At 76.0% G+C, this 7,253-nt stretch carries 4 protein-coding genes and 1 pseudogene; all 5 read left to right on the top strand.

Annotation, left to right across the window (positions count from 1 at the left end; translation table 11 throughout):
• Positions 1-2,868: 2,868 nt before the first annotated feature.
• The 5 genes and pseudogenes from ACSNOK_RS28655 to ACSNOK_RS28635 all read left to right on the top strand — a co-directional run bounded on the left by ACSNOK_RS28655 (position 2,869) and on the right by ACSNOK_RS28635 (position 7,237).
• Positions 2,869-3,309 (top strand): roadblock/LC7 domain-containing protein, encoded by a 441-nt coding sequence (locus ACSNOK_RS28655; RefSeq protein WP_436783700.1) that lies wholly within the window; start codon positions 2,869-2,871, stop codon positions 3,307-3,309.
• Entirely contained in the window at positions 3,306-3,668 is a 363-nt protein-coding gene (locus ACSNOK_RS28650) for a DUF742 domain-containing protein (protein WP_436783699.1), read from the top strand. Before ACSNOK_RS28655 ends, ACSNOK_RS28650 begins: the two co-directional genes overlap by 4 nt.
• Complete coding sequence (locus ACSNOK_RS28645; RefSeq protein WP_436783698.1) at positions 3,646-4,308, top strand: GTP-binding protein; 663 nt, start codon at positions 3,646-3,648, stop codon at positions 4,306-4,308. Before ACSNOK_RS28650 ends, ACSNOK_RS28645 begins: the two co-directional genes overlap by 23 nt.
• 68 nt (positions 4,309-4,376) lie before the next feature.
• Positions 4,377-5,783: pseudogene (locus ACSNOK_RS28640) on the top strand (cytochrome P450); the annotation flags it as partial.
• A gap of 218 nt (positions 5,784-6,001) precedes the next feature.
• Positions 6,002-7,237 (top strand): cytochrome P450 family protein, encoded by a 1,236-nt coding sequence (locus ACSNOK_RS28635; RefSeq protein ID WP_436783697.1) that lies wholly within the window; start codon positions 6,002-6,004, stop codon positions 7,235-7,237.
• The last annotated feature ends 16 nt before the right edge of the window (positions 7,238-7,253 follow it).

Here is a 7,253-nt window from a genome sequence, read left to right as displayed (position 1 = left end):
CGGGATGACGGGTGGGGCGGGCGCGGGTCCGCTTGGCGGTCGGGGTGGCGGCGGTACGTCGGGGACTTCCGGTGCTTCCGGCGCTTCAGGGGCTATTGGGTCGCCGCACTCGTCGGCCACGCCCCGCGCTGGTGCGGCCGGACTTCCGACGCGCGGTAACGGGGGCGCCTCTACGTCCGGCCCGGGCGACGCCCGGCGGCCGTCCGCCGGGGGAACGCCGGCTGCCGGACCGCCGGTTTCCCGGCCGTCCGGCGCCGGTGCGTCCGGTACCGGGGCGCTCGGAACGCCCGGGGCCGAGTCCTTCGGCACCGCACCCTCCACGCCGCCTCCCGCCGAGGCCCCCGCGCCGTCCGCCGGGACCACCGCCGGTGGCCTGCCCAAGCGCCGCCGACGCCGCCCTGCCGGCCCACCGGCCGGCTCCTCACCCCTGCCTCCCGAGCCCCCGGCACCCACGGCCCCGGAGCGCACGCCCGAGGAGACCGCCCGCCGCATGGGCGCCTTCGCCCGCGGCACGCGCTCCGGCCGCGCGGGCCGGTCCGCCGGGTCCGACCCCGGTCGGCCCGACGCGGGGCTCGGCCGCTCGGCCGAGGCCGTGGATCGGCCGGACGCCGGGGCCGACACCGGTCCGTACGCCGCGTCGGACGGCCGGAGTGTCTTTGCCCCCGGGCAGCCCGCCTCTGGGCACACCGTTGCCGAGGGCGTCGGCGGCTCTGCCGGTGCGGCTGGGCGTGCTGTCGATGGGACCGGTCGTGCTGTCGGGGATGCCGATCGGCGTGGCGGTGGCGCTGGTCCGTACGCGGGGTCGGCCGGTGGGGATGTGTTTGCCCCCGGGCAGCCCGCCTCTGGACACACCGGTGATGAGAGCGTCGGCGGCTCTGCTGGTGCGGCTGGGCGTGCTGTCGGGGGCGCCGACCGGCGTGGCGACGGCGCTGGTGCGCACGCCGCGTCGGCCGATCGAAGTGTCTTCGCCCCCAGGCAGCCCACCGCTGACCACACCGCCCCCGCCGAGACCGCCGGCCGTGTTGCCGGATCCGCCGCCCGGTCCGTCGACGCCGAGGGCGTCGATTCGCACGCCGAGGCCGCCGGTCGGAACGCCTTTGGCCCCGGCCGTTCCTTCCACGGGCAAGCCGGCGCCGAGGCTGCCGAGCCGTCCGTCTTCAACCCCGGCAGCGGCCGGTCCGCCGAGGCTGCCGGGCCGACCGGCTCCGATGCCGGCCGAACCGCCGGAGAGGCCGGGCCGAGCGTCTTTGGCAGCGGCCAAGCCGGCACCGCCGCCGCTGAGACCGCAGGCCGTTTCGCCGAAGCCGCCGACCGGTCCGCCGAGTCCGCCGGTCGCTTCGTCGACGGCGTCGGTCCGTACGCGGGGGCCGTCGACCGGCAGCCGGACACCGGCACCCGTTCCGCCGACAGCACACCCCGTGCCCCGGGGGACACCCCCCGCCCTACCGGGAACCCTCCGCGAGCCCAGGAACCTGCGGGCACCCGGAACCGGGCGCCGGGCCGCGAGCCGCTGCCCACCGGTGACTCCGCACCCGCGCGCCCGGCCGCCGCGGACCCGCATCAGGGAGCGCCCGGTGCGCACCCGGGCGAGGGTGTCGCCCGCCCGTACTCCGCCGCGCCCGGCCGGCCTGCCGAGGCCCCCGCACCCGCCCGTCCGGCTGGCGCGGACTCGTATCAGGGTGCGTCCGGTGTGTACCCGGGCGAGGGTGTCGCCCGCCCGTACTCCGCCGCATCCGGTCGGTCCGCCGAGGCCCCCGCACCCGCGCGTCCGGCCGCTGCGGACTCGTACCCGGGTGCGTCCGGTGCGTACCCGGGCGAGGGCGCTGCGGACCCGCCCCCTGCCGTGTCCGGCCGGCTTGCCGAGCCCCCGGCACCCGCCCGTCCGGCCGCTGCCGACCCGCACCAAGGGGCGCCAGGCGCGTACCCGGGCGAGGGCGCTGCGCACCCGTACCCCGCCGCATCCGACCGGCCTGCCGGTGATCTCGCGCCCGCGCCTCCGGTCGTCGGAGACTCGTATCCGGGCGAGGGTGTCGCGGACGCGAACTCCGCCGCGCAGGGCCGGCCTGCCCACGCGCCCGAACGCCCGGGCGCTGCCGGCTCGCGCCAAGGCGTGTCCGGCGCGTACCCGGGCGAGGGTGCCGGGGACGCGTATCCCGCCGGATGGGACCGGGCTGCCGGTGACCCTGCGCTCGCGCGTCCGGCTGCTGGGGACTCGTTTCCGGGCGAGGGTGTCGCGGACGCGAACCTCGCCGCGCAGGGCCGGCCTGCCCACGCGCCCGAACGCCCGGGCGCTGCGGACCCGCACCAAGGCGCGTCCGGTGTGTATCCGGGCGAGGGTGTCGTGGACGCGTACCCTGCCGCATCCGGCCGGCCTGCCGGTGGCCCCGCGCCCGCGCGTCCGGCCGCCGGGGATTCGTACCAGGGTGCGCCCGGTGCGTACCCGGGTGAGGGCGTCGTGCGCCCGTACTCCGCCGCGCCCGGTCGGTCCGCCGGGTCCCCGGCGTCCGCGCGTCCGGTCGCCGGAGACTCGTCTCCGGGCGAGGGTGTCGCGGACGCGAACCCCGCCGCGCCCGGCCGGCCGGCCAGTGATCCCGCGCCTGCGCGTCCGGCCGTCGCGGACTCGTACCAGGGTGCGCCCGGTGCGTACCCGGGCGAGGGCGTCGTGCGCCCGTACTCCGCCGCGCCCGGTCGGTCCGCCGGGTCCCCGGCGTCCGCGCGTCCGGTCGCCGGAGACTCGTCTCCGGGCGAGGGCGTCGCGCGCCCGTACCCCGCCGCGCCCGGTCGGCCCGCCGGTGACCCCGGACCGTACTCCCTCCCGGACGGGCAGTCCGCCCCCGAGCCCGCAGAAGACGAAGGGAACCCGCACGCGTGAACGACCACCTGAACAACGATCTGGCCTGGATGCTGGACGAGGTCGTGAAGATCCCCGAGGCCCGCCACGCGATCCTGCTGTCCGCCGACGGGATGCTGCGCGCCCACTCCGCGGGCATCGCGCGCGACGAGGCGGAGCGCCAGGCGGCGGCTCTCTCCGGGCTCCAGTCCATCAGCCGGTCCACGGCCGACTTCTGCACCCACCCGGCCCGGCACGAGACGCCCTGGCGGCAGACGCTCGTGGAGTTCGCGCACGGCTACGTGTTCCTCATCGCCGCGGGCCCCGGCGCCTACCTCGCCGTCTCCGCGACCGAGAACGTCGACATGGAGGCCGTCACCTACCGCATGCAGAAGACGGTCGACCGGCTGGGCAAGGAACTCGTCAGCCCGCCGCGGCACGACGCCGGGTGGCAGGGCGGCCCCGGCAGCCCGGCGTGACCCCGGCCGCGCCCCGGCGCGACAGGGGGCTGGTACGGCCGTACGTCGTCACGGAGGGCAGGTCCCACCCGACCCGCAACACCTTCGACCTGGTCACCCTGGTCATGGCGCACGGCGACCGGCCGCTCGACGGGCTCAGCCCGGAGAAGTACCGCCTCATGGAGCTCTGTCTCGGCGGCGCCCTGTCCGTCGCCGAGATCGCCGGCTACCTCCAACTGCCCGTCAGTGTCACCAAGGTGCTGCTGAGCGATCTCGTGGACAGCGGCCACCTCAGCACCAGGGCGCCCATCCCCTCGGCACGACTGCCCGAGGCCCAGATACTCCAGGAGGTGCTCGATGGACTCCGCGCTCGCCTCTGACCGCGGCGTGCCGCACCACGGCGTGTCGTACGGCGGCGTGCCGTACGGCGGTGACGCGTCCGGCGGCGTCTATCTGCGCGGGACCGTCCGCACCGCGGTCAAGCTGCTCGTCGTCGGTCACTTCGGCGTGGGCAAGACGACCTTCGTCGGCGCGCTGTCGGAGATCCGTCCGTTGCGCACCGAGGAGACGATGACGCAGGCCGGCGCACACGTGGACGACCTCGCCGGGCTCGACGGCAAGACCACCACCACGGTCGCCATGGACTTCGGCCGGCTCACCCTCAGCGACAGCCTCGTCCTCTATCTCTTCGGCGCGCCCGGCCAGCAGCGCTTCGCCCGCCTCTGGCTGGACATGACCCAGGGAGCCCTCGGCGCGCTCGTCCTCGCGGACACACGGCGGCTGGAGCAGTCCTTCGACGTCATGGAGACGCTGGAGGAGCACGGCCTGCCGTACGCCGTGGCCGTCAACCACTTCGACGACGCGCCGGTGTTCCCGGAGGAGGAGATCCGCGAGGCCCTCGACCTGCTCCCCGAGACTCCGCTGGTCACCTGTGACGCCCGGGACCGGATCTCGGCGACGCGCGCCCTGATCACCCTCGTGGACCACTTGCACGCCCGTACCGCTCAGGAGCCCGTGTGACCCCTGTGTCCCGTGTGAACCGGACTCCGGCCGAGTCCGGTATGAGCCAGGCCCCTGCCGAGCCCCGCATGAGCCGGACTCCGGACTCCGGCCCGCCGCCCGGCTGCCCTGCCCACCAGGCCGGTGCGGCCTCCCACCAGACCCCAACGGCCTCCCATCGGGCCCCCGAAACCCCCGGGGCCCCCGAGGTCACCCCACTCCACGGACCCGACTTCGCCGCCGACCCGCACGCCGTCTACCGGCGGCTGCGCCGGTACGGCCCGGTCGCCCCCGTCGAGCTCGCGCCGGGCGTCCGGGCCCACCTCGTCACCGACTACCGCGCCGCCCTGGACGTACTGCGCAGCCCCGAGGCGTTCGCCAAGGACGCCCGTCGCTGGCGCGCCCTGGCCGACGGCCGCGTCGCGGCGGACAATCCCGTCGTGCCGATGATGGCGTACCGGCCCAACTGCCTGTTCAGCGACGGCGAAGCCCACCAGCGGCTGCGCCAGGCGGTCACCGACAGCCTGGAGCGCATCGACCCCAACGCCCTCCGCGGTTACGTGGAGCGCAGCGCGGACGTGCTCATCGACCGGTTCACCGAGGCCGGCGAGGCCGACCTGCTCGGCGCCTACGCCAAGGTGCTGCCGCTGCTCGTCTTCAACCAGCTCTTCGGCTGCCCGCCCGCGCTGGGCGACCGGCTCGTCGAGGGCATGTCCGGGATCTTCGACGGCGTCGACGCCGAACGCGCCAACGCCCTCGTCACCACCACGCTCACCGAGCTCATCGCCCTCAAACGCCGGCAGCCCGGCGCGGACATGACCTCGTGGCTGATGGCCCACCCGGCCCGGCTCACCGACGAGGAGATGATCCACCAGCTGGTGGTGCTGATGGGCGCGGGCACCGAGCCCCAGCAGAACCTCATCGCCGGCGCCCTGCGGCTGCTGCTCTGCGACGACCGGTTCGCGGGCGACCTGGCCGGCGGCAGCATGCCCGTCGACGACGCCCTGGACGAGGTGCTCTGGCTCGACCCGCCGATGGCCAACTACGGGGTCCACTACCCGACGGCCGACCTCGACTTCGGGGGCGTGCGACTGCGCGCCGGCGAACCCGTCGTCGTCAGCTTCGCCGCCGCCAACACCGACCCCGCCCTGCGCCCGGAGCCCCACTCCGGGCAGCGCACCGGCAACCGCGCCCACCTCGCGTGGAGCGCGGGGCCGCACCACTGCCCGGCCAAGGACCCGGCCCGGCTGATCGCCTCCGCCGCCGTGGAACGCCTCCTCGACCGGCTGCCCGACCTGGAACTGGCGGTTCCGGCCGACCGTCTGGCGTGGCGGCCCGGCCCCTTCCACCGGGCCCTGACCGCGCTGCCCGTCCGCTTCCCGCCCCAGCCCGTGCCGGCCGCCGCGCCCACGCCCGGCCGCCACACCAGGACCGCGGGAGGCGCCGGGCACCCGGGCAGCGCCGGGCATCCGGGCAGCGCCGGGCATCCGGGCAGCGCCGGACACCCGGGCAGCACCGGGCACCCGGAAGGCACCAGGCACCCGGGGAGCGCGCCCGGCCGGTCCGTGCCGCACCCCTCCGCCGTACCCACCCCGTCCGCGGCGACCACCCTTGCCGCCGCCCCCTCCACCTCTCCTTCCTCAAGCACCACCACAACCCCATTCGTCACCTCCGCCGCCGACACCCTCGGCGCCGACACCTCGGGAGACCGCAGATGGAACGTCCCGCCTGCCCCGTCACGATCGATCCCTCCGGCCGGGACATCCACGGCGAGGCCGCCCGCATCCGGGCCCACGGACCGGCGGTCCCCGTGGAGCTCCCTGGGGGCGTGGTGGCGTGGGCGGTGAGCTCCCAGGCGCTGCTCAAGCGCCTCCTCACCGACCCTCGCGTCTCCAAGGACCCGCGGCAGCACTGGCCGGCCTGGATCAACGGTGAGGTCTCGCCGGAGTGGCCCCTCTACACCTGGGTCGCCGTGCAGAACATGTTCACCGCCTACGGGCCCGACCACCGGCGCCTGCGCTCCCTCGTCGCCAAGGCGTTCACGGCCCGCCGCACGGCCGCCCTGCGCCCCCGTGTCGAAATGATCACCGCCGACCTGCTGGACGGCCTGGCCGCCGCCGAGCCCGGCACGGTCGTCGACCTCCGCGAGGGCTACGCCTACCCGCTGCCCATCCGGGTCATCTGCGAGCTCATGGGCATCGACGACGAGGACGCCCGCGAGGGCCTGCGCCGCTGCGTCGACTCGATCTTCCACACCTCCGCCGACCCCGCCGAGGTCACCGCCACCTACACCGAGATCTACCGGCTGCTCGGCGAGCTCGTCGCCGCCAAGCGCGAGAAGCCCGGCGACGACATGACCAGCGTCCTGATCTCGGCCCGCGACGACGAGGACGGCACCCGGCTCAGCGAGCAGGAACTGGTCGACACCCTGCTGCTGGTGATCAGCGCGGGACACGAGACCACCGTCAACCTCCTCGACAACGCCATCCACCTGCTGCTCACCCACCCCGAGCAGCTCGCCCTCGTCCGCTCCGGGCAGGCCGGCTGGGACGACGTCGTCGAGGAGGCGCTCCGCGTCCAGGCGCCCGTCGCCAACCTCCCGCTCCGCTACGCCGTCGAGGACATCACGCTCGACGACGGGACGGTCCTGCGCGAGGGCGACGCGATCGTCGCCGCGTACGCCGCCGCCGGCCGCGACCCCGAGCTGTACGGCGACGGGGCGGCCGTCTTCGACGTGACACGTGCCACGAAGGACCACCTCGCCTTCGGCCACGGCGCCCACTTCTGCCTCGGCGCCCCGCTCGCCCGGCTGGAGGCCGCCGTCGCGCTGCCCGCCCTCTTCGCCCGTTTCCCGAAGCTGCGCCTCGCCCCGGAGGCCGGGGGCCTGGAGCCGGTGGACTCCTTCATCTCCAACGGACACCGGTCCCTCCCGGCCCTCCTGCACGGCTGACCGGCTCCCGCCCGCC

The organism is Streptomyces sp. URMC 126 (assembly GCF_051386555.1).
Lineage (GTDB): Bacteria > Actinomycetota > Actinomycetes > Streptomycetales > Streptomycetaceae > Streptomyces.
This window is presented reverse-complemented; position numbering and strand designations above follow the sequence as displayed.

Coding starts and splice junctions, on each gene's coding strand:
- ACSNOK_RS28645 (WP_436783698.1), top strand. CDS start 3,646: ATGGACTCCGCGCTCGCCTCTGACCGCGGCGTGCCGCACCACGGCGTG.
- ACSNOK_RS28635 (WP_436783697.1), top strand. CDS start 6,002: ATGGAACGTCCCGCCTGCCCCGTCACGATCGATCCCTCCGGCCGGGAC.